Below are 25001 nucleotides of genomic sequence, written 5' to 3'. Positions count from 1 at the left end.
TTACATTCAATTTAAGTTAGATTAAATGTAAGTTGGCTTAATTTCTATTTTTGATTTAAAATTAAACCTGCTCCAGAACTGGAGTTGGTTCTTCCGTTTGTATTGTGTTTTCTACAGGTTTGGCTTTTAAAGGAAATGCTAATACGCCTTCGGCAAGAGAACTTCCTTCTTTTTTAGATTTAAAAATTGGCCAAAGAAACTGCGCGTACCATTCTTCTTGTTTGTATGATTTTGTACCAAATGATTTTGGGTATTTTCGAGTAATTAATCCTGTACCAAAAATAACATCCCAGATAAAAAACATATTTCCGAAGTTTCCTTTAAAATGTCCAACACCGTCTCCGCTTGTGTCTGCGTGGTGCGCGTGATGCGTTGCTGGAGTAGAAATCAACCTTTCTAAAACCCATGCAATTGGGTGCAACACTTTGTATTTGTAAAACGGTTTGTCCCAAGGAATACTTGAATGAGCACCTAGAGTGATAATACTTTTAATTACTAAAACAAATAAAGCAGGTAATCCTAGACCTAAATAAGTTAAAGTTGCTGTCAAATAAATTTGAGAAAAGAAAACCGTATAAATAAAGTTTTGTCTAGATGCCATCGCCATTCCCATGTAAGGAGCGGAGTGGTGCGTTCTATGAAAACGCCATAAAAACGGAACTTGATGGTGTAATCTGTGGTACCAATATTGCGTTAAATCATCAGCAATTGCGATCAGGAAAAAACCTCCCCAAAACGGAACCCACGATAAAACGTTTGCCGAATTTGGTAATAAATAAGGCAAAGCATTTAAACTGAAAAATGCAATGATTGGCGGTAAAAGTAATTTTGGTGCTAAGAAACAAACAATGTCAATTTTACGTTCTTCACCTGTCCATTCATCATCATAAAGACCTGCTGCAAATTCTATAACTCCCAAAACAAGCATGAAAACTGTTAATCCCCAAGTGCGGATGTTTTCAAAAGCTGGTTTTGCAAATTCTAAAAATGAAGGCAATGTAAGATGAGATTCACTTACAGCTCCACCGCTTAATTTAAAGTAAAGGTAAATTGCCAGTACCGGCAATGAATAAATAAAGAAGCTTATTGTTAAGTCTCTTACTAATTTTTCTTTTTGAACTATTGCCATGATTTCTTATTTTAAAAATTGATTAATAATGGTTAATCCTCCAGCTAAAATTGCCAGCGGAACTAAAAACAAGATTATCCCAACGACAATCTTTTTCCCTATAATTTCATAATCTACTCGTTTCATCTCTCTGATTTTTAATAGTTAATGTAAAACTAAATAAAATATCTTTTAATTCTATGGATTTAGTAGAATTAAATTGCTGTAATTTTTAGTTTTTTGTTATAAAATATCTTTCCACTTCACTTTTTGATACGATTTAAAACCTGCAAAGTTTTTAAAAACCTTGCAGGTTGCGTAATCATTATTTTGTAGTTTCTGTATCTGCGGGTTTAGTTACTTGTTTTACTAAATCTTGCAGTGTTTTTCCTTTATCAGCTGCAGTGTTATGAATTCTTCTATTGTAAACATCTTGCCAGTCAATCAACGGATAAACATTGTTTTCTTTTGCTTGTTCGTCAAATAATTTTTGAAGTTCAGCTAGTTTTTCAGGATATTTTTTAGCCAAATTATTGCGTTCGTTGAAATCTTCATTTAGGTTATATAATTCCCAAACATCGGTATCGAAGTTACTTGCCGCTGGTTTTTCGCTTTTTCCTAAAGACTGTTTTACAGCAAATGAATCTGGTAAATGTGCAGCCGAAGCTTTCCATCCGTCTTTATAGATTGCTCTGTTTCCAAAAATGTAGTAATACTGTACTTTGTGCAATGATTCTGCTTTTGGATTGTCTAAAGAAGCTTTGAAAGTTGAACCCTGAATAATATCTTGTTTGATATTTTTGATGTATTCTGGCGCTTTAATTCCAGCAATATCTAAAGTCGTTGGCAAAAGATCTGTTACATGGCTGTATTGATTTCTAATTCCGCCTTTGTCTTTAATTCCGTTTGGATAAAAAACAATCAACGGATTACGAGTTCCACCTTCTGAATGTGCATCTTGTTTCCAGTTTTTAAAAGGAGCATTTGTTGCCTGCGCCCATCCTAAAGGATAATTCGTGTTTAAACCTTTTGCAGTTCCGATTTCACCAATGTTATTTAAGTTGCTTTGAAGATTTTCTTCATCCGATTTTCCTTGAGAAAACAAACTTTGATTGATTGTTCCTTGTAAAGTTCCTTCTTTACTAGCTCCGTTGTCACCAATAGCAACAAAGATTAAAGTATTATCAAGCTGTCCGCTTTGTTTTAAGTAATCCACAACTCTTCCAATTTCATAATCTGTATAAGTTAGGAACCCAGCGTAAACTTCCATGAATCTTGCATAGACTTTCTTTTGGTCTGGAGTTAATTTTTTCCATTCTGTGATTAAAGCGTTACGATCTGGCAGTCCAACATTTTGAGGAAAGATTCCTAATTTCTTTTGGTTAGCCAATACTTTTTCACGGTAAACATCCCAGCCTTCGTCAAATTTTCCTTTGTATGGTTCAACCCATTTTTCAGCCACTTGATGAGGTGCGTGAACAGCTCCTGGCGCATAGTACAAGAAGAATGGTTTTCCAGGCGCTGCTTTTTGTTGTTTCTGAATATAACTGATTGCTTTGTCTGTAATCAATTCATTTAAGTGACGTCCGTCTGGTTTAATATGAACTTGATCTTCCACTAAATCAGGATTGTATTGATCTGTTTGCGAACCTAAGAATCCGTAGAAATGATCGAAACCTTTTCCAGTTGGCCATCTGTCAAACGGACCAGCATCTGTAGCATCTTCATCTGGTGTAACACCATATTTTCCAACTGCAAAAGTGTTGTAGCCGTTTTCACGTAAAATTTCTGCAATTGTTCCTTTATCAGAAGGAATTCTTCCGTCCCAACCTGGGAAACCAGCTGATAAAACTGTATGCGAAAATCCGCTAACATGAACTCTTCCAGAATTTCTTCCAGTTAATAAAGCAGCGCGGGTAGGAGCACAAATCGCCGTGGTGTGAAAGTTGGTATAACGAAGTCCGTTGTTTGCCAGATTATCAAAAGTTGGCGTATTGATTAAGCCTCCAAAAGTACTTGAAGCTCCAAATCCAACATCATCCAATAAAATCCAAACAATATTTGGAGCACCTTTTGGAGCCGTTACAGGTTCTGGCCAATATTCTTTAGAATCAGCCAAAGTCTTACCAATTGTTCCTTTAAACTCTTGTTGTTCTTGTGCAAAGCCAAATTGAGCAACCAGCAATGCCGTAATCAAAAGCCCTTTTCCAGAGCTCTTGATTATTGTGGTATTTTTAATTTTTTTCATCTTTTAATAGTTTTTTGGTTTGTGGTTCTAATTAATACCCAGGATTTTGAGGTAAACCATCTGGGTTGATATTTCTTTCGCTTTGCGGAATTGGATAAAGATTATTTCTTTCCGAAACTGAGTTTTTAGCCGTTACTTTTTTCACTTCAGTAACCAATGTTCCCCATCTTACCAAATCGTACCAGCGTTGTCCTTCTTGAACAAATTCTTTTTTACGTTCTTCTTGAATTGCAGCTCTAAAAGAAGTTTGATCTAATCCAACTAAATCTACTTCTGCATCAGGCGTTGTAATCGCTTTTCCGAAGGCTCTTCTTCTAACTTGATTAATCAATTCGTAAGATTCAGCAGTTGGTCCGCCTTGTTCATTTATCGCTTCCGCTAGAGACAAAAGGATGTCTGCGTAACGAATAACCGGAAAGTTGATAGCGACATTTGAAGGAGTTGCCAGATTGGTTAAATCCAGATATTTTTTGAAAATTGGCTTAGGAAAAGTATAAAGCGTTCCCGTTGACGGATTAAGCAATTGTTTCGCATAACTCACATCTCTTCTTTTATCGCCAGGTGCATAGATGTCATAAAACAATGTAACATCTGAGATAATATCTGCTGGTTCAGTTGCTGTAAATCCTGTAAAAGAAGTGGCCTGAAAAGTACTTCCGCTAGAACCATTTCCTGCCTGATTTGGTTCAAATTGAACAGAGAAAATATGCTCTTTTCCGTTCTTTTTTGTTTTAGTGAAAATATCTTGAAAATCTTCAAACAAAGCATATCCGTAACCACCGTCAATAACTTCTCTTGCTTTTGAAATAGCATTTGGCCAGTCTTTTCTAGTCAAATAAACTTTAGCTAAAATTGCTTTTGCAGCGCCAGAAGTTGCGCGACCAGCATCTGCTGCGGTATACGTTTTGGGTAAAGCTTCAGCATCAGTTAAATCTTTAACGATTTGAGCGTAAACTTCGTCAACTGTAGAGCGATTTGTTTTTAAATCTCCTAAATTGATAGAAGTTGCTTCGTGCAAAACAATTGGAACTCCACCCCAAAGACGAACCGCTTGAAAATAAAGCAGGGCTCTGATGAATTTTGCTTCGTTGATCAATCGTGTTTTGATTACCTCAGAACCAGAAACTTTCGGAATATTGTCAATAGAAACATTGGCTCTATTGATTCCGTTATAAATTTGTCTCCATGCCACTTGGACGCGGTCATTAGTAGCATCGTGCGTTAAACTGCTCATTGCTCTAACTTGAGGGTTCGTTGCAGAAACTCCTGCAGCTGCGTAATCTGAACCCATATCGGTCAGGAAATAAAGATTTCTTCCAAACAAACTTTGCTCACCTGGATCAAGGCTTAACGAAGCGTAAACTGCAGTTACACTTGCAACAGCATCATCTTGGGTATTAAAATAATTGTCTTCGGTTACAAAAGAGTTTGGCGTTACCTCAAGCTCCGTGCACGATACAAATAGACCGGCACTTAAAAGGAATGTTATAATGATTTTTTTCATTTTGATGTTTTTTTACTTAGAATGTTACGTTCAAGCCCGAGATGAATGTTTTTGAGTTTGGATAAGAACCAAAATCAATTCCCGGATATAAGTTGTTTTGTTCGTATGAACTTACCTCTGGATCGTAGCCAGTGTATTTCGTCCATGTAATTAAGTTTTCTGCAGAGATGTAAACTTTTACGCTTTTCGTTCCCAATTTTTTTGAAATGCTTTTAGGTAAAGTATATCCTAAAGTGATTAATTTCAATCTTAAGAAAGATGCATCTTCAACATAGCGCTCAGAAACAATGCCTAACGGTGAACTAGAAGCTCTTGGAATTTCATTACTTGGGTTTGTTGTTGTCCAACGGTCATTTAAAGTTGACGCAGCATTAGTTCCAAGTGTAGAAATTTCTAACTGCTGATTTAAAGCATTGAAGATTTTTCCGCCGTATGCTCCTTGGAAAGAGAAATTCAAATCAAAATCATTGTATGAAATCGTATTACTGAAACTTCCAACAAATTTTGGTTGAGAGGTACCTAAATTTCCTTTGTCAAGTGCTGTAATAACTCCATCTCCGTTTGTGTCAACATATTTTCTGTCTCCAACTTTTGTATTCGCTAAACTGTTGATTTTTGGCTGAGTATTAACTTCTTCTTGGGTTTGAAAAATTCCGTTGGTTTTATATCCCCAGAAAGTTCCTAATGGCAGACCCACTTTTACAGTAACTGGCTGCTGTTGTAATAAAGAACCATTTGGCACTACAGGGAAAAACTGATCAACACCGTTTCCAATCTCTGTAACTTTATTTCTGTTTAAAGAAAATACGACGTTTGAGTTCCAAGCGAAGTTTTCTGTTTTTACATTTTCGGTTGTTAAACCAACTTCAAAACCTTTATTTTCAACTCCTCCAATATTTTGAAGCACTGTCGCATAACCAGAACTCAACGGAACTGGAACACTAATTAAAAGATCTTTTGTTTTTTTGTAATACACATCAAAAACAAAGTTGATTTTTCGATCTAATAAGGATAAATCCAATCCAACATTATATTGATTCGTTTTTTCCCATCTCAAATCAGGATTTGCTAATCGAGTAGGAGCTATTCCTGTGTATAAAGTTCCGCCAAAAGAATAATTAACAGACCCCATTGAAGCAAGAGAAAGGTAATTTCCAATTTCTTGATTTCCTGTTGTTCCTGCTGTAATTCTAAGTTTAGCTTCGGTTACTCCTTTAATGTTGTTTGCAAATTCTTCGTCAGTAATATTCCAAGAAAAACCAGCAGAAGGGAAGTAGCCCCAAAGTGATTCAGCGCCAAATCTAGAAGAACCATCTGCGCGTCCAGAAACTGTAAAGTTGTATTTTCCTTTATAAGAATAATTAACTCTCGCCAGCCAAGATTTTAAAACACTTTCGTATGCTTCACTGTATGGTTTTACTGCAACACCATCTTGAAGTGCATTGTAAGTATTGGCATCATTTACAAAAGTTTGAGCTCCAGCATTTACAACTTCACCTTTTGTATATTGAAGTGTATAACCTCCTAAGGCTGAGAATTTATTATTTTCACCGAAATTAGTGTTATAAGTAAGTGTGTTTTCATTTAAAACAGAACTTACTAATCTTTCTCCAACAGAAGCCAATCCTTTTGTTCCAGCACCTGTAGTTGTGTTTGACGGAGCATAATAATTTTGTTTTGTATTTAAAACATCACCGCTTACAGCAACTTTTGCAGTTAATTCTTTGTTGAATTTATATTCACCAAATAAACTGGTTAGAATTCTATTTAGATTAGTTTGGTTTGTTGTGTTTTCCAAATCGTTAATCGGGTTTGGAACATAACCATTTACAGAAGTTGCGTATGGATTATTAGTCACATTATAACTTCCATCTTCATTTTTAATTGGAACCACCGGTGCAGTTAATACAGCAGCTACTAAAGGGTTTGGAGTTCTACCGCTTCCAGAAGTTCCTACGCCATTAGCAAGAGAATAAGTGTAATTTGCATTCACACCAAATTTGAATTTCTGAGAATAATTTCTTTCATAGTTTGCACGAAGAGAAATACGTTTAAAATCAGATCCTAAAACGATACCGTCTTGATCAAAATATCCTGCAGAAACAGCATATCTAGATCTTTCGTCACCACCAGAAAAAGATAAATTATGATTTTGAATAGGAGCCGCAGTTACAAATGCGGCCGACTGCCAATCGTAATTTCCAGAAGTTTTTAAAGCTTCGATTTGTTCAGCAGAAAAAGAAGGAGCTTGACCAATACTTGCCTGAACGTCGTTTCGTAAACTTGCCCATTCGCTTGCATTCATTAACTTCAATTTCTTTGAGATATTCTGAAATCCGAAATAACCTTGGTACGAAATATTATCTTGTCCTTTTGTTCCTTTTTTAGTTGTAATAATAACAACCCCATTAGCACCACGCGAGCCATAAATTGCCGTCGCAGAAGCATCTTTAAGAACTTCAATAGATTCAATATCAGCTGGATTTATTGTTGATAAAACGTTTACGCTTGCTCCTGCATAAGTAACTCCTGCAGAGCTATTTGCATTGTCATTATAAATTAAAATTCCGTCAACAACATAAAGTGGTTCATTACCTGCGGTAATAGAGTTTCCTCCACGAATACGAACACTTGAAGAAGCGCCAGGACGTCCTGAACTTTGCGTAACTACAACTCCCGCAACTGCGCCTCTTAATAAGTTATCGGCAGAAGAAGTTACTTGAGATAAATTGGCTTTTGGAACCGAAGCTACAGATCCTGTAATATCTTTTCTCTTTTGAGTTCCATAACCCACAACTACCAATTCGTCTAGTTCTTGGCGTTCTTCCTTAAGATTAATAATTACTGGATTTTTCTCTACAACTACTTCCAGTTTTTTATATCCGATGTAGCTTACGATCAAAGTGTAAGGAAATTTCTGTCCTGTTTGAAAATAAAATTTTCCTTCTGCATCTGTAACAACACCGTGAGTTGTTCCTTTAATTGTAACCGACGCACCTATAATGGGTTGATTTGTAATGTCATCTACGACAGTTCCATCTAATTTTGATTGAATAAGCGGTGTAGTATTCTGGGCTTGTATTCCTGCCGTTATGAAGAGTAGAAACAGCAGTATATATATGTTTAACTTTTTTTTCATTTCTTTGTATTGGTTTTAAGTAATTAACAAGACGCCCTGAGCACTGTTTATACAGCACTCTAAAAGTGTTCTTGATTTAGTGATAAATGTTCTTTAAGCCTCGCCATTTCTGTTGCCGCAGAAATGGCTTTTTTTATTTACAGCAACAGGTTTGCATTGTTTTCATTTTAGTTTTTTTTAATTGTTAGTTATTTAATTTATTGAATAATAGGTATTGTTTCAAGAATCTGACCCATACAAATAAATGCATTGGAGAGATTTTTGGTTAAATTCAGTAAATATTTTTGATGGTGTTTTTTTAAAAGATTTGCTTCAATATGAATTCTAGAGGCAAACAAAATAAGTAGGTATTAACAACAGAAACACATATAACAAAAAGTGTTATAAGTGTACTTTTTAGGAAGAATGTAATGTGATATGCTTTCTGTTGTTTTCACAATAATAGTTTTTTATGGTTTGAAATATTATCTTAAACTCTACTAATCCTATAGACAAAGTTAAATTTTATATAATAAAAACCAAAAATTTGTTGACTTTTTTTTGAAAATTCTACATTTAAATCTGTGTTTTGAGAAAGATTTATTTTGCTAGTTCCTTATTTTAAAAGACTTCGCAAAGTATTTTTAATTCGAACAAATGTTAAAATAAATTTTATTTGCTAATTAGAATTGTAGTATTTTATACTTAAATTTTAATTAAAAAATAGATTATAAAAAGCCTTTAAACTATTTAAAGAGCTAAAAAAACGTCAAAAAGTGGTCTTGAGTAATTTATTTTGCAAAATCTAAACAAGAATTTAAAGTTGATTTTGAATAAATTAGAGTAATTTTATAAATAGTAAAAAGAAAATAGAATTTTTTTAACCAACCTAATGATAAATACTTATATTTGTATTAAGTATTTTTACTTAGTTTTATAACAAAAACAAAATGATAGAAGTAAAAGAAGCCTTAGAAATTGTTGCAGCAAATAGCTCAAGTTTATCAACTCAGAAAATTTCTGTAAATAAAGCTTTGGGATATGTTTTAGCAGAAACGATCTATTCGCCAATTTCAATGCCTCCTTTTAGACAATCAGCAATGGATGGTTATGCATTTATTCATTCAGAAAGACATCAGTTTGATGTGGTAGGAATTTCGCAAGCTGGAGATTATGCCAATATAAAACTAAAAGAAAATGAAGCAATACGAATTTTTACGGGAGCGTATGTTCCTAATAGTGCAGATACTGTAGTTATGCAGGAACATGTAATGGTAAATGGAAATTCGATTTTAATCGCTACAAAGCCTGAACCTTTTGCTAATGTGAGAGCTAAAGGGGAACAAATTAACGAAGAAGATGTTGTTTTTGATGCCAATACTTTGATTACGCCTGCTGCTATTGGTTTTTTAACGTGTTTAGGAATTACTGAAATAACAGTTTACAAAAAACCGAAAGTTGCCATTTTAGTGACAGGAAATGAATTGGTAAAACCCGGTAAAAAACTTTCTAAAGGAAAGATTTACGAAAGTAATTCAGTAATGCTTCAAGCTGCATTGCAGACTATCGGAATTAGTAAAAGTAAAGTTCATACGGTTAAAGATAATTTAAAAGCGACTAAAAAAGCATTGCAGTCAATACTTAAAAAGAATGATATTGTATTGATTTCTGGCGGAATTTCAGTTGGAGATTATGATTTTGTAAAAGAAGCATTATTGAAAAATGGAATGCAAGAACTTTTTTACAAGATCAATCAGAAACCTGGAAAACCAATGTTTTTTGGTGCTAAAAAAGATACATTGGTATTTGCGCTTCCTGGAAATCCAGCTTCGTCATTGACTAATTTTTATATTTACGTATATCCTGCAGTCAAAAATAGAATGGGATTTTCTACTACGCATCTGCCAAAGATTGTCCGAAAATTAGACAATCAAATAACTAATACAACTGGAAAAACACTTTTCTTAAAAGCGTTATATAATGAAACCAGTGTTGAGATTTTAGACGGACAAGCCTCTTCAATGCTGAATTCTTTTGCTATAGCAAATGGATTAGTGATCGTACCACAGGATGTCGAAAATATAAAAAAAGGAGAGTCAGTAACGATTCTGCCCATTGATTAGAGTTTTTTAGAAAGTAGATTTTACGGAAAAAAGCAAAAAGCGCTGTATAAATAAAAACACACAGCAAATAAAAAACGATTAAAAAGTTAACCAATTAAACAAAAAATGAGTCTTCTAAGTTCCGAAAATATATTATTATTCAGTTTTGCCTTAATTGTAATTGCATTTTTATATTCAAGCGTTGGGCACGGCGGAGCTTCGGGATATTTAGCTTTGATGAGCATTTTTGCTTTTCCGGTTTCGATTATGAAACCATCGGCTTTGCTATTGAATTTGTTCGTTTCGAGCATTTCATTTTTGTTTTATTATAAGAATAATTATTTCAAGCCAAAGCTCTTTTATCCGTTTGCAATTGCATCAATTCCGGCAGCGTTTATTGGAGGTTTTATCACTTTGGATAATGCGATTTATAAAATTGTTTTAGGAATTGTATTAGTCTTTGCAGCGTTGAGGCTGTTTGGAGTATTTAATTTTAAAGAAAAAGAAGAAGTAAAAATTAATCTTCCGTTTGCACTAACAATTGGTTTTGCCATCGGATTATTATCTGGAATGTTAGGAATTGGCGGCGGAATTATTTTAAGTCCGATTCTATTGTTTTTAGGATGGGCTTCGGTGAAAGAATCAGCAGCAATTTCGAGTTTATTCATTTTTGTGAATTCTTTCGCTGGAATGTTAGGATTCTTTTTGGGAGGAAAAACAATCCCAATGGAAAGCTTTTACTTAGTTCCAATTGCAGTTATTGGCGGGATACTAGGAGGATTTTACGGAAGCGGTTCTTTTTCGAACAGAACATTAAAAATGGTATTAGGAATAGTAATTTTAATGGCAAGCGTTAAATTGATTTTTCCTTGAAAATAAAGTGAATTTAACCGCAAAGCACGCAAAGATTTACGCAAAGCACGCAAACTTTTATAAAAGCGGTTGTAGAAATAGTAAAGCACGCAAAGCTTTGTGCAGATTGAGCTTTGCGAACTTAATTTTAAAGGTAGCAATGAGCAAAAAACTTAGCGCACTTTGCGGTAAAAAACTCATCGCAACCTGAAACAAAGAAAACTTGAAACAAAAATATCATGGAAACACTAACAGTATTTATTCTTTGCGGAGGAAAAAGCACCAGAATGCAGTCAGAAAAAGGATTGGTTTTGTTTCAAGATAGGCCATTTATTGAGCACATCATTCAGGCAATTTTACCAATAACAGATCGAATTAAACTGATTACAGCATCAAAAGAATACGACTATTTGGAATATGAAAAAATTCCCGATTTAATTGTAGATAAAGGCCCATTGGGCGGAATTTACACGGCATTATCGCATTCTGAAACTGAATTCAATCTGATTTTAAGCTGTGATATTCCGTTAATTTCAACCGAATTATTGCAGGAATTAATTTCAAAACATACTCAAGAAGCAGGAATTACAGTTTTTGCATCAGAAAGTAAAACACATCCGTTGATTGGGATTTATTCCAAAAATATTGTTCCTGTTATTAAAGAAGCAATTGATTCGAATGAGTTAAAAATGATGGATTTGCTGGCCAAACTTCCGCATCAGATTATCAATATAGAAGAAAGCGAAAATTATCACTTGACTAATATTAATTCAGCCGATGAATTAAACGACCTGAATATCAATTTAACATAAAAGGCTATGCGAAATTTAAAAACACCAAAATTGACGATTGTAGGCGCAGGTCCAGGCGACGTTGAATTGATTACGCTAAAAGCAATTAAAGCTTTAGAAAGTGCCGATGTGGTTTTGTACGATGCTTTGGTAAACGAAGAATTGCTAGATTATGCATCAAATGCAGAAATTGTTTTTGTTGGGAAACGTTTGGGCTGTCACGCTTATACACAAGATCAGATTAACGAATTGATTGTTTCAATGGCAAATCGTTACGGCCATGTGGTTCGTTTAAAAGGTGGCGATTCTTTTGTTTTTGGAAGAGGAAGCGAAGAGATTGATTATGCTGTAAAATTTGGATTGGAAACGGCTGTTGTTCCAGGAATTTCATCTGCTTTAGGCGTTCCAGCTTCGGCAGGAATTAGTTTGACGCAACGTAAAATCGCAGAAAGTTTTTGGGTAATTACAGGAACGACTTCAGATCATAAATTGTCTAAAGATGTTCATTTGGCTTCACAATCGGCTGCTACGGTGGTAATTTTGATGGGAATGCATAAGTTAGAAGAAATCATTGCTATTTATCAACAAAATAGAACAGATGATCTCCCAATTGCAATTATTCAAAACGGTACGAAAAATTCAGAACAAAAAGTGATAGGAACTATAAGTACAATTACTAAATTGGTATCCGAAAAAAATATTTCATCACCAGCGATTATCGTGATTGGTGAAGTGGTGAAAAACACATCAAAACTGACAGAATATTTTCAAGAGCATTTTGATGATGAATTCATTTTCCAAAATTTAAATTTATAAAAATGATCGAGGTTAAATATTTTGGAGCTGTTGCTGAAAAAACAAAATGTGAATTCGAAAAATTGTCTTTTTCGGAAGAACTGTCATTGCAAAAACTGTTGCAGGATTTAAACGAAAAATATGAGTTTGAATCACTGACTTTCAGCGTTGCAGTAAATCAAAAAATAGTTTCAAAATCAACAGATTATACTTTGCAAACTAGCGATATTGTTGCTTTATTGCCGCCGTTTGCTGGAGGATAAAAATTAATTTATGAGTGCATCAAACCGATATAACCGACAAACCATTCTTCCTGAAATAGGATCGGAAGGCCAGCAAAAATTATCCAAATCAAAAGTTTTGGTAATTGGAGCGGGAGGTTTAGGCGCAGCAATTCTGCCTTATTTGGCTGCGGTGGGAGTTGGCGAAATCGGAATTGTAGATGATGATCTTATTGAAATTTCGAATCTTCATAGGCAGGTAATTTACAAAACTTTAGCTGTTGGAAAATCGAAAGGTGAAGAAGCAAAAGTAATGATTTCAGAGTTGAATCCTGAAATTGAAGTTCATGCTTTTTCTGAAAAATTATCAGGTAAAAATGCTATTTCGTTATTCGAAAAATATGATATTATTGTTGACGCAACAGATAATATTTCGATTAAATATTTAATAAACGATGCTTGTTTGACAACCAATAAGCCAATGGTTTACGGATCTATTTTTAGATTCCAAGGACAAGTTTCGGTTTTCAACTATCAAAATGGACCAACTTACAGATGTTTGTATCCTGACGAAAATTCGAATACTTTAAATTGTGAAGATGCAGGCGTAATTGGAATTTCGGTTGGAATTATTGGAATGTTGCAAGCGAATGAAGTCATAAAAATGATTCTCGGAATCGGAGAAGTTTTAAGCGGAAAAATATTGGTTTACAATATTTTGAAGAATGAACAGCAGAAATATGATTTCGAAAAAGCTTCGACTTTAGAAATGACTAAAGAAGATTTTGAACGAAAATACAATTCTACTGAAAATCAAATTGAAGAAATAAAATTTGAATTGCTTTTGGATGAAATAGAAAACGATGAGGTTCTTTTTTTAGATGTTCGAAATGAAGATGAAGCGCCAAAAATCAAATTGAAAAACAGCATTCAAATTCCGTTGATGAATTTAGAAAATGAAATTAAAAAACTGAATGCAAAACAAACTATTTACGTTTTTTGCCAATCTGGAATAAGAAGTAAAATTGCAGCTGAATTGCTTCAAGAACATCAATTTAAAAATATAAAAAGTATTTCTGGTGGTGCTTTAGCAATGAAACAATCATTGCATGAAAAAATCCAGTAAAACTAATTAATAACGGCTACTATGAAAAAAGTCATTTTCGGATTGTTTTTGTTCTTTTGTTTTTCTCAATTTGGGTTTTCACAAACTCATGTTGATGCTACTGGTGAAACAGAGCTTTATGAAGCTTATGATAAAGCTGATAAAGAATTGAATAAAGTTTATAATCAGCTGAAAAAGAAATTAGAAACAAAAGATCAGGCAGCTTTAGTCGTTTCTCAAAAAGACTGGATAAAGTTTAGAGATTCAAATTGTAAATTTAAAAGCTATCCAGAAGGTTACGGTGGTGTTATAGCAAACAAAATGTACGCAGATTGTAGAATGCAGCTTACCATTAGCAGAACGAAGGAATTGAAAAGTTTGATGAATGGCTTTTAAAGTCCTTATTAAAAAACATAAAAATGAGTAAAAATGTATTTGTAGAAGGGCCAATTGCTCCTGAATTTATAGCAGAATCTATCGCCAAACACCAATCAAAGCATACAATTGGCGCACACAATATTTTTCTAGGACAAGTCCGTGCCGATGTTATTCATGACAATACCGTCGTAGCAATCGATTATTCGGCATATAAAGACATGGCAAATGAAGCTTTGTACGCAATTCGAGAAAAAGCTTTCGCCAAATTCGATTTAACCTGCATGCACATTTACCACAGTTTAGGCGTTGTAAAAGCGGGCGAAATTTGTTTGTTTGTGTTTGTTTCGGCAACACGACGTAAACAAGTTTATGAAGCCACAGAAGCCATCGTAAATTGGATTAAAACTGATGTTCCCATTTTTGGAAAAGAAATGTTTGAAAACGATACATTCACTTGGAAACAAAATACCTAAGAAATTATAATGGTAGATATTACGCATAAAATAAGCACTTTAAGAGTCGCAACAGCAACCGCAATTGTAAAAGTCAGCAAGCAAGAAACAATTGATGCTGTTGTCAATAATTTAGTGCCAAAAGGAAACGTGTTTGAAATGGCAAAAACGGCTGGACTGTTTGCGGTAAAAAACACACATTTATCCATTCCTGATTGTCATCCGCTTCCAATTGAATTTACTTCTGTAGAATACAATATAGAAGGTTTAGATATTCATATTATTTTCAAAGTAAAAACCGTTTACAAAACGGGAGTTGAGGTTGAAGCCATGCACGGCGCATCAATCGTAGCGCTGACAATGTATGATATGTTGAAACCGATTGATAAAGAAATCGAAATTTCGACTATCAAATTAATCAATAAAGAAGGCGGAAAATCGTCTTTCAAAAATAAATTCCCAAATGTAATTAAAGCGGCAGTTTTCGTTTGTTCCGATTCGATTTTTGCGGGCGATAAAGAAGATCGCTCTGGTAAAACGATTGTAGAAAAACTGGATTCGTATGGAGTTGAAACTTCACATTATGAAATCATTCCAGACGAATTGGATATTATTCAGGAAAAAACTAAGGCTTTCGCCAAAGAAAATCAGCTGGTAATTTTTACAGGAGGAACTGGATTATCTCCAAGAGATGTTACGCCAGAAGCTTTAGAGCCATTATTAGAAAGCAGAATTCCTGGAATCGAAGAAGCAATTCGCAGTTATGGTCAGCAAAGAATGCCGTATGCCATGCTTTCTAGGAGCGTTGCAGGAACTTTAGGCAAAAGTCTGGTTTTGGCTTTGCCAGGTTCAACAAATGGAGTAAGAGAATCGATGGATGCTGTTTTTCCGCATTTGCTGCACGTTTTTCATATTTTAAAAGGAAAAAATCATGACAGCCTCTAACACTATTTTGACGGATGGTTTTGGGCGCAAACACAATTATCTGCGCATTTCGTTGCTGGAAAAATGCAATCTGCGTTGTACGTATTGCATGCCAGCCGACGGAATTACGCTCTCTCCAAAAGCTAGTTTAATGACTGCCGAAGAGATTTTTGCAATTGCTCAGACTTTCGTAAAAAATGGTGTTGATAAAATAAGGCTTACAGGCGGAGAACCTTTACTTAGAAAAGATTTTCCTGAAATAGTTTCAAAATTAGCGGATTTAAATGTCTCACTTTCCATAACAACAAACGGAATTTTAATTGATCGCCATATTGAGGTTTTAAAGCAATTTAATGTCAAAAAAATCAATTTGAGTTTAGATACCTTAGTTGCATCTAAATTTCATACGATAACGCTTAGAAATCAGTTTGAGAAAGTAATCGATAATTTGCATTTGCTTTTGAATAATGATTTTCAAGTAAAAGTAAATGTCGTTTTAATGAAAGGTTTCAATGACAATGAAATAGTTGATTTTGTAAAACTAACACAGTTTCTGCCAATTTCTGTCCGTTTTATTGAATTTATGCCGTTTGCAGGAAATGAGTGGGACAGAAGCAAAATGGTTTCGCAACAAGAAATTTTAGCTTTAGTTGGAACTCGATTTTCGTCAGAAGAAATTCTGAAATTAGAAGACGAAAAAAACTTTACTTCTAGAAACTATAAAATTAAAGGTTTTCAAGGCGATTTCGGAATTATAAGTTCGATTACAAATCCGTTTTGTGACAGCTGCAACCGCATTCGCTTGACGGCTGACGGAAAAATAAAAAACTGCCTTTTCTCCAATTCAGAAACTGACTTATTAACTGTTTTTAGAAACGGTGAATCAATTACTGATTTAATTTCAGAATCGATCCTGAGTAAAAAGAAAGTGAGAGCAGGAATGGTTACGATGGATGAAATGGACGATCCGAAAAAACATTTTGATAATCGTAGTATGATTGCGATTGGGGGGTAATATTAATTGTGAATGGTTAATTGTAAATTGTCAGGCTGAGCGAAGTTGAAGTCTTAGCTACAGAGTTTTGTCATTCTGAGGAACGAAGAATCACACTCGCAAATCGACAAAGATTGACAAATTACTGTGCGGAGTTTCTAGTGTGATTCTTCGCTCCTCAGAATGACAAACTTTATTTACATTGCTAATGGAAATATAAAAAGGTTCAACTTTTTCAAAGTCAAACCCTTCTCAAAACTATTTTTTCTTTTTAGCCTTTGCCTTTTTCTGAGCTTTCGCTTTTTTATCAGCAATTTTTTTAGCTTTAGCTTTTTCTTTCGCTTTTTTAGCCTTTTCTTTTTTCTTTTCAGCTGCTTTTAATTTTGCTTTTTTAGCTTTTTCTAATTTTTTGATAACAGCTTTAATAGCTTTTTCTCTTTTCTTTTCTTTTTCTTTTTTTGCTTTAAGTTTAGCTTTTAGCTTTGATTTTATATCGTTTTTGTCTTTACCAATTTTTTCAACAGTTACAACAGGTTTGGTTTCTGCAGCTTCATTGGTTTTAATTTCTACAATCTCAGAAACGATAGGTTCTGTTTTTGCAGATGTTGCTGCAGGTTTTTTCACCGTAGCTCTTGGTGCTGTTTTAGAAGCAGCTCTTACTGGGGTTTTTGCTGCAGGTTTGACAGTGGCAGCAGGCGCTTTTGTGGTCGCTGTTCTTGTCGCTGCTGTTTTTGTAGCGGGTGATTTTGTAGCAGTTCTCGTAGTAGTTCTTCTAATTGTTGTCTTTGTTTCAGGTTGTTTTTCTGTAGTACTTTCTACAGTTGTTTCTGCTGGAACATCTGTGGTTTTTTCAGCAGAAGGTGGTGGTGTTCTTTTTATCATAACTGTATTTTTTATTGAGTAAAATAGATTCTAACTAAGCAGATTAAAGCTTTTGAAGTATAGTGCTTTAATGTAAATTCTTAGTTAAGTTAAATATACACAATTTTTGAATACAAAATAGGCCACTTTTTTTAGAACTCATTAATTTTCAACTGCTTCCAATATTTTGAAATTGCTTTTTGGTGCTTCACAAAGAGAACAGCAATAATTTTCAGGTAGATTTTCAAATAAAATACCTTTTGGAACTCCTTGGGTTTCATCTCCGTATTCCGAATTGTAAAGCGTTAAACATTCCTGACATTGATAAATGTCTAATTGTGGTTTTTCTTTTTTCTGAGGATTTTCAGTTGTCTCTGAAGTCGAATTTCCGAGTTCATCGAAATATTTTCGGCTTAACTCAATTAAAATTGTCGGAAGTTCAAGTTTATCAATATCTTGTGAATGCACGATATATTCGCGCGTATTTGGGTCAAAATTCTTTGCAAATAATACATTATAAGTATCTCTGATTTTGATGGATTCTAAAGCTATAGGAAGTTCATTTTTTTCGATTACAATCGAAGTAAAATAATGTCCGTCGCGATTGTATTCTGAAATTCCAAAATTCAATCCGTAAGTACTGATATCGAATTGATCTAATGTTCTAACTAGAAAAGTTTTAAGATTTAAAGCCCATTCCATTGCAACGGGTAAATGCCAGTTTAGTTCTAATAGCGAATGGCGAACGTTTATGCCACGTTTTCCTAGGAATTTTTCCCATTCCAGTTTTCGGTCTTTCGGAATTCCTTTTATAATGAAAGATTTCCAAGGCGTAATACAGATTTTTCCGATTTTGCATTCAAAACACAAATCGCACATTTCTTTTAGGAAATCCAAATCGTATAAATTATTTCTCCAATATAAACCCAGCCAATATTGATCAATTCCCATTCGGTTCATTCCTTCATAATAAGGAAATGGATAAAATGGAATATTTAATGGTTTGTCGATTGTTCGATTATTAGTGTCTAAAGCTTCACTTACCAAAGCGAAAAGTGTTTCAATATCAACTGAATCTTCCTCTACAATTTTTTCGATTTCATAATAAATTTTAGCCAAATCCCAACTGTAAATCAAAACAGGATAAACTTCTATTTTTTCCCATTTTGGAAGACGAATATATAAATACCAATAATCTTCATGTTCTGAAGCAATGAAATTCAAATGTCCTGTAAACAAAGGAACCAATTGCTGTTTCGGATCGGTTATATTGACTTTAAGTTTTGGCTGTTCTTTAAATTCTTCCAAAATATATAAAAAACGGTTTCCTGTAAGCCAATTTGTGTTTCTAAAAATATCAGTCGAAACATAAGAAGAAACAATATTGTTACCGCTTTTTTGATCAGGATAAACAAAATGATGTTTTCCCAAAGTAGTTTTGTCCAAAGATTTAAATCCTTTCGGGAAAATAATATCCTGCCTTGAACCAAACGAAATGGAATCTAAACCTTCGTCCAAAGCAATATTTACTACTTCTCGTAATTCTCCTGGCGAAATAACGCCTCCTTTTACTATTAATCTTGTTAGTTCCATTTTTGTTGTTGTTTCAGGTTTTCTTTGTTTCAGGTTTCAAGTTTGTCAGGCTGAGCAGAGTCTAAGCCCGATTCCAATTGGAGTGCCCTTCGACTCTGCTCAGGGTGACATTGCGTTGTTTCAAGTTTCAGGTTTTAGGTTCCAATAACTTGAAACGTGAAAACTGAAACAAAAGAAACTAAACTTTATATTTCGCAAGAATCTCTTTAACCTCCGTTTTACAGCTTCCGCAACCTAAACCAGCTCCTGTATTTTTGCATAATTCCGTAAAGTCATTTACGCCACTTTTAATGGTTTCTTCGATGTTTCCAGCTCCAACTTGACTGCACGAGCAAACTAATTTTCCTAACACAGGTTTTGCGTTTGAACTTCCTCTCAAAAGCGTATTTCGTTTATCGGATAATTCGATTTTGCTTTCGATCATCGTTTTGAATTCGGCAAACTCGTTTTTATCTCCCATTAAAATTGCACCAACCAAAAGATCATCTTTGACGATGCACTTTTTGTAATAGCGTTTTTTCAAATCGGTGAAAACAATTTCTTCGTATGAATCATCATTCTCTGGAATTGTAAGATCGCCAATACTGCAAAGGTTAATATCTTCTAATTTTAAAATATTCATTAAAATCGAGCCTTTGTAATAACTGCTAATATCTCCTGCAAGGAAATTAGCCAGAATATCAGCTTGTTCTTCAGCGGCAGAAGTAATTCCGAACAACTTATTATCGAATTCTGCTATTTCTCCTATCGCAAAAATATCAGGATTTGAAGTCTGTAAATACTGATTTACTTTTACACCTCGTCCGCAGGCTAAACCGCTCTCGCGAGCAATTTCAATATTCGGAATAGTTCCAATTGTATATACAATGGCATTTGCCGTTATGATTTTGCCGCTTTTTAAAGCAATCTCAATTTCATTCGGATTATCGGTTTCGAAAACAGTGCTGACTTCATTATCAAAATAAATTTGAATATCACGAAGCTGTACTTCTTCGGCCAATAATTTGCTTGAAATTCGGTCTAACTGGCGCTCCATTAAACGCGAAGCACGCTGAATAATAGTAGTTTTTACTTTTTTATGCTTTAAAGCCGCGGCCAATTCTAACCCTAATAAACCACCACCGATAATGACAACGTGTTGTTCTTCTGGCGGAAGATTAGTGCTATCCAAATGTTTTTTCAAACGATCGGCATCTTCTTTTCTTCTAACGGTGAAACGTCCAGAAAGATGAAGCTGTGCATTTTCAGGAACGAAAGGACGGCTTCCAGTTGCCATAATCAACGAATCGAAAGTGTGAATTTCGCCTTGACTGTCAATAATTGTTTTTTGTTTTGGATCTAATTTTTCAATTGCCACTCCAGCTTTCATTGTGATTTTCAACTTATTGAAAGCTTCACCGTCTTTAACTTTTAAAAGCTGTTCCCAAGTAAATTCTCCCGTCATATATTCGGGAAGTAAAACACGATTGTAAAACGGATTTACTTCATTAGAAAAAACAATAATTTCATCAGTTGAATTGAATTCACGATAATTTTGAATGAATCGGAATGAAGCAGCTCCAGCGCCAACGATTGCAATTTTCTGAAATGGTTTTACATATTTTTTAATCGAAACGGTTGTGAACTTAAAATCGGGTTCTTTTGAAATTGGATCTACAACAGTATTCGTTAAATTATTCGTTCTGTTTAAATCATTTTCAAGTTGTTTTCCCCAATGCATTGGAAGGAAAACCACTTTTTCCTTGATAGAATCAGTGACTTTAGCTTTTACACGAACTTCTCCGTTTTTGCTTGAAACGACGACAATATCTCCATTTTTAATATCATTTTTAAAGGCATCAATTGGATTTATTTCTAAAACTGGACTCGGAATATGAGTCAATAATCTTGAAACTTTTCCTGTTTTGGTCATCGTATGCCATTGATCGCGAATTCTTCCGGTTGTCAAAATAAATGGAAATTCATCATTTGGCTGAACCGATGTATTTTCGATCGAAACTGGTAAATTAAAAATCGCTTTTCCAGAAGGCGTATAGAATTTTTTATCCGTAAATAATCTCGGAGTTCCAGGGTGATTATAATCAGGAACCGGCCACTGAAAAGTCCCTTCGTTTTTTAAACGATTATAATTTAAGAACGAAATATCAATATTGGTGTTTTTGGTAAGTGCACAATGTTCTTTGTAGATTTCTTCGGCGCTGTTGAAATTGAATCCGTTGAAATTCATTTTTTTAGCAAAACGAATTAAGATTTCAATATCTGGAAGTGCTTCGCCAGGTGCATTTATTCCTTTTGGCAAATAAGAAATACGACGCTCAGAATTGGTCATAGTTCCTTCTTTTTCAAGCCAACCAGCGGCAGGCAATAATAAATCGGCAAATTTAGCTGTATCAGCATTATGCGAAATGTCCTGAACGACTACAAATTTGGCATTTTGAAGCGCTTTTTCGGCTCTTCTAGAATCGGGCAAACTCACCAATGGATTCGTACAAATAATCCAAACCGCTTTCATTTTTCCAGATTCTAAAGCTTCAAACATTTCTGTTGCCGTTAAACCTGGTTTGTCTGAAATTTCGTCAACGCCCCAAAAATCAGCAACTTCTTTTCGATGTGTTGGATTTGCAATGTCTTTATGTGCTGCCAAAAGCGTTGCCATTCCACCAACTTCTCGTCCGCCCATCGCATTCGGCTGACCTGTTAATGAAAATGGACCGGAACCTGGTTTTCCAACTTGTCCTGTTAATAAAGATAAATTCAATAATGCGGTATTTTTATCAACGCCAACAGCACTTTGATTTAATCCCATCGCCCAAAGCGAAATAAATCCTTTTGCTTTCCCGATAATATCGGCAGCAAGTTTTATGTCGTTTACCGAAATTCCGCAAAGTTTAGAAGCTTTTTCAAGAGAAGTTCCTAAAACTAAGTCTTTATATTGTTTGAAATTTTCCGCGTGATTTTTAACGAAATCATGATCGACGTAGCCTTTCTCGATAATACGTCTTGCAATGGCATGATATAAAATAATATCTGATCCTGGAATAATCTGCAAATGTAAATCGGCGAAAGCTGCCGTATCTGTTCGTCTTGGATCGATACAGATTATTTTTGTTTTCGGATTTTTCTCTTTGTGTTTTTCCAATCTTCTGAAAAGAATAGGGTGGCACCAAGCAGGATTTGCTCCTGTAATTAAAAACGTGTCCGCTAGTTCAATATCGTCATAAGCAATTGGAACAGAATCTTCTCCGAAAGTCTTTTTATAACCCACAACCGCCGAACTCATGCAAAGTCTGGAATTGGTATCTATATTGTTGGTTTTCAGAAACCCTTTTACCAATTTATTGACTAAGTAATATTCTTCTGTTAAACATTGTCCAGAAATATAAAATCCAACGCTATCTGGTCCATGTTTTTTTATGATAGAAGAAAAAACAGCAGCGGCTCGGTCAAGAGCCTTATCCCAGCTAACGCGTTCTAATGGATAATTTTTGCTTCCGCGCATTTCTGGATACAAAATTCTGTCTGAAGTATCATTTACTACGTAATGTAGGTTCATTCCTTTAGAACACAACATTCCTTTGTTTACAGGATGATCTTTATCGCCTTCGACCATTACACCATTTTTAGCATCGTTGGTCACGATTATGCCACAGCCAACGCCGCAGTAGGAACAGGTAGTTTTGATCTTCGTAGTTTGCATTGGAGTTCTATTTAGAGATACTACTTTTATTGAATGTTCTGACTTTAGATAAGTACTTATGCAAAAATAAGTACTTTTTACGTATTAATACTTAATTTTTGAATTTATTTTTTTATTTTTGATGAAAATAAATGAGGAACAACAAATTAGTTTTTAATCTGCTAAAAATTAGAACTCATGAAAGAAGAGCAAGCTGTATGTTATTACTGTACGAATGAGAATTGTTTTATCAAGAAACACTTGCATTTAGAGCAGATGGCGGATTATATTTCTAAAAAACAGAATATAATCTGTAAAAAATCGGATCAGTTTATTACGGAAGGTGCGCCTTTGCAAGGACTTTATTTTATTTGTAAAGGAAAAGCCAAAACGGTAAAAACGGGAATTAACGGTCGAGAACAAATCGTTCGTTTAACCACAAACGGAGATATTATCGGTTTCCGTGGGTTTGGAACTAGCAAACGTTATTTAATTGGAGCTTATGCATTGGAAGATACTGTTTTGTGTAATTTTAGCAACGAAACCATGCAGGAAATTTTACAGCACGTTCCTGAATTTACGTATGCTTTAATGTTGTTTTATGCCGAAGAATTAAACAAAAGTGAAAATAACATCCGTAAGATTGCGCACATGAATGTTCGCGAGCGTGTTATTGATTTGTTGCTTTATATTCATCGCAAATTCGGACAAACGAATGGTTTGATTGATATTGATCTTTCGCGAAAGGAAATCGCAGATTTTGCAGGAACTACAGAAGAACAAGCAATTCGAATTTTGTCAAGTCTTAAAAAAGAATCATTAATTAAAACGGAAGGAAAGCGTGTTGGGATTTTGGAAGTTTCAACCTTGCGAGCTGAAATTATGGAGCATAAGTATTTTTAGTTTGAGGTTCTAAGTTGCTAAGATTCTAAGATGTTAAGGTTTTGTTGTGTTTGGAAAAATTTTGATCTTTTGAACAGTGCGTTAATGACTTATTGCAGGGTCTATTTTGTGCGTTTCAGTTTTACAGGGTTTTGTCTTGTATCAAAAACATCAGCAATTTGAATTTGCTTATTTTCCTTATTTATACTATAAATAATTTTGTAATTTTTACAAACTAAGTAATGATACTCTCTTTCCCTGTCAAGCAAAAGTTCTTCGATTTGAGTTGAAAGATTGTTGGAAATGAGTTTATTTGGTTCAGAAATTATTTCTTGGATGATTTTTTTAGCGACCCTGATTCCTGCCTTTTGAAGATAATAGTCGTAGATTTTAGCAATTTCATTTTCTGCGAACTGCGACCAGACAATTTTTAATTTCATTATTTGTATTTTTCTAAAAGCTGAGAAGTTGTTTTATATCTTCCATTTTTAAAATCATCTTCAGATTGGTCTATTCTACTATTAAATTCTTCAATAGACATTGGATTGAAATAATCATTATCATCTACATTGCTTTTGTTTTTTAATAAATTTTCCAGCTGAGAAATTAATTCTTCGCTTTGAATTTTTAAAAATTCTTGTACAAATTCTATTTTTCTAGTTTGTAAATCCATGACATTGAATATTTTTTCAAATTTACGAATTATCTTCCAAGGGAATATTTTTTTAAGATTTTTTTGTGGAGACGCACTTCAGTGCGTCTCCACGCCGTGTTTTATTTTTTTCTTCCCACAAATCTAATTACCGAACCAGTTCCGTTATGAAATAAACCTTCGTTTAGTTCGATTTCTTTTTCTTCTAATTCGATGATTTCGAAGTTAGGAAAATCGGTTTTGATTTCTTCTATTGAAAATAAAGATTCGATGTCTTTTGGTCCGCCAACTTTTTCATTTTTGGTTACATATTCCAAATGCTTTTTACTGAAAGCTTCAAAAATTATAATACCATCTTTTCGTAAAAGTTGATTCAACTGTTTGTGAATTTCAAATTTTATCGTAGCTGGAAAATGTGCATAAATCAAAGCAATCGCATCAAAGCGTTGTTCCTGAAAATCTAAAGTTTCTAATTCACCAACTTGATAATCAATTGAAACATCACTTGCTTCTGCAAGTTTTAAAGCTTTATTTCTGCCTTCTTCACTAATATCAAAAGCGGAAACTTCCCAGTCTAATTTTGCTGCGAAAATGGCATTTCGTCCTTCGCCCTCAGCAGGAAAAAGAATTTTGCCAGGTTCTAGTTTTTCAATTTGTTCTTTAAGGTAATTGTTGGGTTTTTCGCCGTATGCAAATTCTTCGCTTTTGTAACGATCGTCCCAACGTTGAGTCCAGTTGTTCATGG

21 protein-coding genes are annotated in these 25001 nt (G+C 34.3%); 11 read left to right on the top strand and 10 right to left on the bottom strand.

Annotated elements, in window-relative coordinates:
- Window positions 1-61: 61 nt before the first annotated feature.
- From OD917_RS00590 to OD917_RS00575, 4 genes are all read right to left on the bottom strand, one after another.
- Window positions 62-1129, bottom strand: coding sequence for a sterol desaturase family protein (locus tag OD917_RS00590; RefSeq protein ID WP_263521606.1), 1068 nt, complete (start codon window positions 1127-1129; stop codon window positions 62-64).
- Between the two features lie 304 nt (window positions 1130-1433).
- Window positions 1434-3356, bottom strand: coding sequence for an arylsulfatase (locus OD917_RS00585; RefSeq protein ID WP_263521605.1), 1923 nt, complete (start codon window positions 3354-3356; stop codon window positions 1434-1436).
- Window positions 3357-3387: 31 nt separating this feature from the next.
- Window positions 3388-4860 carry a RagB/SusD family nutrient uptake outer membrane protein gene (locus OD917_RS00580; protein ID WP_263521604.1) on the bottom strand — a complete coding sequence of 491 codons (1473 nt, stop codon included), beginning with the start codon at window positions 4858-4860 and terminating at the stop codon, window positions 3388-3390.
- 16 nt (window positions 4861-4876) lie between these two features.
- Window positions 4877-7999: a SusC/RagA family TonB-linked outer membrane protein gene (locus tag OD917_RS00575; RefSeq protein ID WP_263521603.1), complete on the bottom strand. Its 3123-nt coding sequence runs from the start codon at window positions 7997-7999 to the stop codon at window positions 4877-4879.
- Between the two features lie 929 nt (window positions 8000-8928).
- On the opposite strand from OD917_RS00575, the gene glp reads away from it, so the two are divergent.
- The 10 genes from glp to moaA all read left to right on the top strand — a co-directional run bounded on the left by glp (window position 8929) and on the right by moaA (window position 16613).
- Window positions 8929-10101 carry a gephyrin-like molybdotransferase Glp gene (gene glp / locus OD917_RS00570; RefSeq protein WP_263521602.1) on the top strand — a complete coding sequence of 391 codons (1173 nt, stop codon included), beginning with the start codon at window positions 8929-8931 and terminating at the stop codon, window positions 10099-10101.
- 105 nt (window positions 10102-10206) lie between these two features.
- Entirely contained in the window at window positions 10207-10953 is a 747-nt protein-coding gene (locus tag OD917_RS00565) for a sulfite exporter TauE/SafE family protein (RefSeq protein ID WP_263521601.1), read from the top strand.
- 218 nt (window positions 10954-11171) lie between these two features.
- Entirely contained in the window at window positions 11172-11744 is a 573-nt protein-coding gene (locus OD917_RS00560; protein WP_263521600.1) for a molybdenum cofactor guanylyltransferase, read from the top strand.
- 6 nt (window positions 11745-11750) lie between these two features.
- Window positions 11751-12539, top strand: a complete 789-nt coding sequence (cobA, locus tag OD917_RS00555) for a uroporphyrinogen-III C-methyltransferase (RefSeq protein WP_263521599.1) — start codon at window positions 11751-11753, stop codon at window positions 12537-12539.
- A 2-nt stretch (window positions 12540-12541) separates the two neighbouring features.
- Complete coding sequence (locus OD917_RS00550; RefSeq protein ID WP_263521598.1) at window positions 12542-12781, top strand: MoaD/ThiS family protein; 240 nt, start codon at window positions 12542-12544, stop codon at window positions 12779-12781.
- Window positions 12782-12791: 10 nt separating this feature from the next.
- Entirely contained in the window at window positions 12792-13865 is a 1074-nt protein-coding gene (gene moeB / locus OD917_RS00545) for a HesA/MoeB/ThiF family protein (RefSeq protein ID WP_263521597.1), read from the top strand.
- A 21-nt stretch (window positions 13866-13886) separates the two neighbouring features.
- Window positions 13887-14240, top strand: coding sequence for a lysozyme inhibitor LprI family protein (locus OD917_RS00540; RefSeq protein WP_263521596.1), 354 nt, complete (start codon window positions 13887-13889; stop codon window positions 14238-14240).
- A gap of 23 nt (window positions 14241-14263) precedes the next feature.
- Complete coding sequence (locus OD917_RS00535) at window positions 14264-14695, top strand: molybdenum cofactor biosynthesis protein MoaE (RefSeq protein WP_263521595.1); 432 nt, start codon at window positions 14264-14266, stop codon at window positions 14693-14695.
- 9 nt (window positions 14696-14704) lie between these two features.
- The gene (moaCB, locus tag OD917_RS00530) at window positions 14705-15619 is read left to right on the top strand and encodes a bifunctional molybdenum cofactor biosynthesis protein MoaC/MoaB (RefSeq protein WP_263521594.1); all 915 of its coding nucleotides are present in this window, start codon (window positions 14705-14707) and stop codon (window positions 15617-15619) included.
- Complete coding sequence (moaA, locus tag OD917_RS00525; RefSeq protein ID WP_263521593.1) at window positions 15606-16613, top strand: GTP 3',8-cyclase MoaA; 1008 nt, start codon at window positions 15606-15608, stop codon at window positions 16611-16613. The genes moaCB and moaA overlap by 14 nt, the downstream gene beginning before the upstream one ends.
- A 237-nt stretch (window positions 16614-16850) precedes the next feature.
- On the opposite strand, the gene OD917_RS00520 is transcribed toward moaA, so the two are convergent.
- The 3 genes from OD917_RS00520 to OD917_RS00510 form a co-directional block, all read right to left on the bottom strand.
- Window positions 16851-17474, bottom strand: a complete 624-nt coding sequence (locus OD917_RS00520) for a hypothetical protein (protein ID WP_263521592.1) — start codon at window positions 17472-17474, stop codon at window positions 16851-16853.
- A 141-nt stretch (window positions 17475-17615) separates the two neighbouring features.
- Window positions 17616-19046 (bottom strand): rubredoxin, encoded by a 1431-nt coding sequence (locus OD917_RS00515; RefSeq protein ID WP_263521591.1) that lies wholly within the window; start codon window positions 19044-19046, stop codon window positions 17616-17618.
- A gap of 178 nt (window positions 19047-19224) precedes the next feature.
- Complete coding sequence (locus tag OD917_RS00510; protein WP_263521590.1) at window positions 19225-22743, bottom strand: nitrate reductase; 3519 nt, start codon at window positions 22741-22743, stop codon at window positions 19225-19227.
- A gap of 177 nt (window positions 22744-22920) precedes the next feature.
- Here OD917_RS00510 and OD917_RS00505 point away from each other — a divergent pair, with 177 nt between their 5' ends.
- Window positions 22921-23625, top strand: a complete 705-nt coding sequence (locus OD917_RS00505) for a Crp/Fnr family transcriptional regulator (RefSeq protein ID WP_263521589.1) — start codon at window positions 22921-22923, stop codon at window positions 23623-23625.
- Between the two features lie 101 nt (window positions 23626-23726).
- Here the strand turns inward: OD917_RS00505 and OD917_RS00500 are convergent, their stop codons facing one another.
- The 3 genes from OD917_RS00500 to OD917_RS00490 form a co-directional block, all read right to left on the bottom strand.
- Window positions 23727-24044, bottom strand: coding sequence for a type II toxin-antitoxin system RelE/ParE family toxin (locus tag OD917_RS00500; RefSeq protein WP_263521588.1), 318 nt, complete (start codon window positions 24042-24044; stop codon window positions 23727-23729).
- Window positions 24044-24277 (bottom strand): hypothetical protein, encoded by a 234-nt coding sequence (locus OD917_RS00495; RefSeq protein ID WP_263521587.1) that lies wholly within the window; start codon window positions 24275-24277, stop codon window positions 24044-24046. Before OD917_RS00495 ends, OD917_RS00500 begins: the two co-directional genes overlap by 1 nt.
- 101 nt (window positions 24278-24378) lie before the next feature.
- The gene (locus OD917_RS00490; protein ID WP_263521586.1) at window positions 24379-24999 is read right to left on the bottom strand and encodes a class I SAM-dependent methyltransferase; all 621 of its coding nucleotides are present in this window, start codon (window positions 24997-24999) and stop codon (window positions 24379-24381) included.
- Between the last annotated feature and the right edge of the window lie 2 nt (window positions 25000-25001).

Origin of the sequence: Flavobacterium sp. SH_e, from assembly GCF_025717045.1 — a bacterium.
Lineage (GTDB): Bacteria > Bacteroidota > Bacteroidia > Flavobacteriales > Flavobacteriaceae > Flavobacterium.
The sequence above is the reverse complement of the archived record's forward strand: the minus strand, read 5'-3'. Positions and strand labels throughout refer to the sequence as shown.

Excerpts from the sequence above, each read along its gene's own strand:
- OD917_RS00590 (WP_263521606.1), bottom strand. The coding sequence starts at position 1,129 with ATGGCAATAGTTCAAAAAGAAAAATTAGTAAGAGACTTAACAATAAGC.
- OD917_RS00585 (WP_263521605.1), bottom strand. The coding sequence starts at position 3,356 with ATGAAAAAAATTAAAAATACCACAATAATCAAGAGCTCTGGAAAAGGG.
- OD917_RS00580 (WP_263521604.1), bottom strand. The coding sequence starts at position 4,860 with ATGAAAAAAATCATTATAACATTCCTTTTAAGTGCCGGTCTATTTGTA.
- OD917_RS00575 (WP_263521603.1), bottom strand. The coding sequence starts at position 7,999 with ATGAAAAAAAAGTTAAACATATATATACTGCTGTTTCTACTCTTCATA.
- glp (WP_263521602.1), top strand. The coding sequence starts at position 8,929 with ATGATAGAAGTAAAAGAAGCCTTAGAAATTGTTGCAGCAAATAGCTCA.
- OD917_RS00565 (WP_263521601.1), top strand. The coding sequence starts at position 10,207 with ATGAGTCTTCTAAGTTCCGAAAATATATTATTATTCAGTTTTGCCTTA.
- OD917_RS00560 (WP_263521600.1), top strand. The coding sequence starts at position 11,172 with ATGGAAACACTAACAGTATTTATTCTTTGCGGAGGAAAAAGCACCAGA.
- cobA (WP_263521599.1), top strand. The coding sequence starts at position 11,751 with ATGCGAAATTTAAAAACACCAAAATTGACGATTGTAGGCGCAGGTCCA.
- OD917_RS00550 (WP_263521598.1), top strand. The coding sequence starts at position 12,542 with ATGATCGAGGTTAAATATTTTGGAGCTGTTGCTGAAAAAACAAAATGT.
- moeB (WP_263521597.1), top strand. The coding sequence starts at position 12,792 with ATGAGTGCATCAAACCGATATAACCGACAAACCATTCTTCCTGAAATA.
- OD917_RS00540 (WP_263521596.1), top strand. The coding sequence starts at position 13,887 with ATGAAAAAAGTCATTTTCGGATTGTTTTTGTTCTTTTGTTTTTCTCAA.
- OD917_RS00535 (WP_263521595.1), top strand. The coding sequence starts at position 14,264 with ATGAGTAAAAATGTATTTGTAGAAGGGCCAATTGCTCCTGAATTTATA.
- moaCB (WP_263521594.1), top strand. The coding sequence starts at position 14,705 with ATGGTAGATATTACGCATAAAATAAGCACTTTAAGAGTCGCAACAGCA.
- moaA (WP_263521593.1), top strand. The coding sequence starts at position 15,606 with ATGACAGCCTCTAACACTATTTTGACGGATGGTTTTGGGCGCAAACAC.
- OD917_RS00520 (WP_263521592.1), bottom strand. The coding sequence starts at position 17,474 with ATGATAAAAAGAACACCACCACCTTCTGCTGAAAAAACCACAGATGTT.
- OD917_RS00515 (WP_263521591.1), bottom strand. The coding sequence starts at position 19,046 with ATGGAACTAACAAGATTAATAGTAAAAGGAGGCGTTATTTCGCCAGGA.
- OD917_RS00510 (WP_263521590.1), bottom strand. The coding sequence starts at position 22,743 with ATGCAAACTACGAAGATCAAAACTACCTGTTCCTACTGCGGCGTTGGC.
- OD917_RS00505 (WP_263521589.1), top strand. The coding sequence starts at position 22,921 with ATGAAAGAAGAGCAAGCTGTATGTTATTACTGTACGAATGAGAATTGT.
- OD917_RS00500 (WP_263521588.1), bottom strand. The coding sequence starts at position 24,044 with ATGAAATTAAAAATTGTCTGGTCGCAGTTCGCAGAAAATGAAATTGCT.
- OD917_RS00495 (WP_263521587.1), bottom strand. The coding sequence starts at position 24,277 with ATGGATTTACAAACTAGAAAAATAGAATTTGTACAAGAATTTTTAAAA.
- OD917_RS00490 (WP_263521586.1), bottom strand. The coding sequence starts at position 24,999 with ATGAACAACTGGACTCAACGTTGGGACGATCGTTACAAAAGCGAAGAA.